Genomic DNA, 914 nt, shown 5'->3' on the forward strand with positions numbered 1-914 from the left:
TCTGCTGTCTGAATGAACAATATTTGTTCGAATGTATGGGGTTGTTCAAAGTATAAACACTGATGCGTCAGCCCTGTGTTGCAGCGGGTGGCTCGGATTCGAGCCAAGGCCAATCATTTCCAGTCTTATATTAAGCTGTGTCTCTCTAGCAATGAATTCAGAAATTATGTTGAGGCTGATTTAACAGGTGTTAGTGTGCCACATATTAGCCCTGATCAAATCAAGGGTTTTTTAATTAGAAACCTTCCATATGATGAACAGGTATCTGTAACAAATGAAGTGCTACAAGTACTTGAGAAATTGAACGCAGTTGAAAGAGCTGCATTCAATGCTATCGAGCTACTCCAAGAACGCCGCACCGCCCTAATTTCCGCCGCTGTGACTGGTAAGATCGACCTACGAGGCTGGACGCCACCCAGTGATGAGGAGGCCGCATGAGCGATATCAAACTGTTCCGTTATGGTCAGCATGGGGTGAGCGAACTGGAAGGCAAGGCCGCCATGGTGGAAAAGCAGTTGCAGACTCTGATAGAGCAGCAGATGCGGCGTTTTTCAAGATAGTTGTCGCGCAAAGCTGTTTTAAGCAGCCTCTTTTTGCTCCGGCTCGGGTTTCTCGGGCCGCTCCGGATTTAGCATCACGGCACCGATAGGTGTCCAGTCTCGCGTCTTGCCACTCCACCTCGCTGGGTGTTGTGCTCGGGCGGCCTGGTACACAGCATCCCGTTTCGCCAGCAGGGCTTTATCGTCACCCCGATGCCGCTCGTTGGGTGTGACGAAGCGGATACGGCTATGCCGGTGCTCTTCGTTATACCAGGCCATAAAGTCGCGCACCCACTCTCTGGCCGCTTCCAGACTGGCAAAGCCGTCTGATGGCCACTGCGGACAGTACTTCAGCGTCCTGAACAATGACTCCGA

3 protein-coding genes are annotated in these 914 nt (G+C 51.3%); 2 read left to right on the forward strand and 1 reads right to left on the reverse strand.

Translation table 11 applies throughout. The features are described from left to right. Positions 1-75: 75 nt before the first annotated feature. Complete coding sequence (locus tag OKB81_RS20580) at positions 76-438, forward strand: hypothetical protein (protein ID WP_270805453.1); 363 nt, start codon at positions 76-78, stop codon at positions 436-438. Beyond that, positions 435-560 (forward strand): hypothetical protein, encoded by a 126-nt coding sequence (locus OKB81_RS20585; RefSeq protein WP_270668223.1) that lies wholly within the window; start codon positions 435-437, stop codon positions 558-560. Before OKB81_RS20580 ends, OKB81_RS20585 begins: the two co-directional genes overlap by 4 nt. An 18-nt stretch (positions 561-578) precedes the next feature. Here the strand turns inward: OKB81_RS20585 and OKB81_RS20590 are convergent. Beyond that, positions 579-914 (reverse strand): integrase core domain-containing protein (locus OKB81_RS20590; RefSeq protein WP_270668224.1); only part of this gene is annotated, 336 nt, incomplete at its 5' end.

It is taken from the genome of Aeromonas sp. QDB56 (assembly GCF_027705505.1).
Taxonomy (GTDB): Bacteria; Pseudomonadota; Gammaproteobacteria; order Enterobacterales; family Aeromonadaceae; genus Aeromonas; species Aeromonas caviae.

Excerpts from the sequence above, each read along its gene's own strand:
- OKB81_RS20585 (WP_270668223.1), top strand. The coding sequence starts at position 435 with ATGAGCGATATCAAACTGTTCCGTTATGGTCAGCATGGGGTGAGCGAA.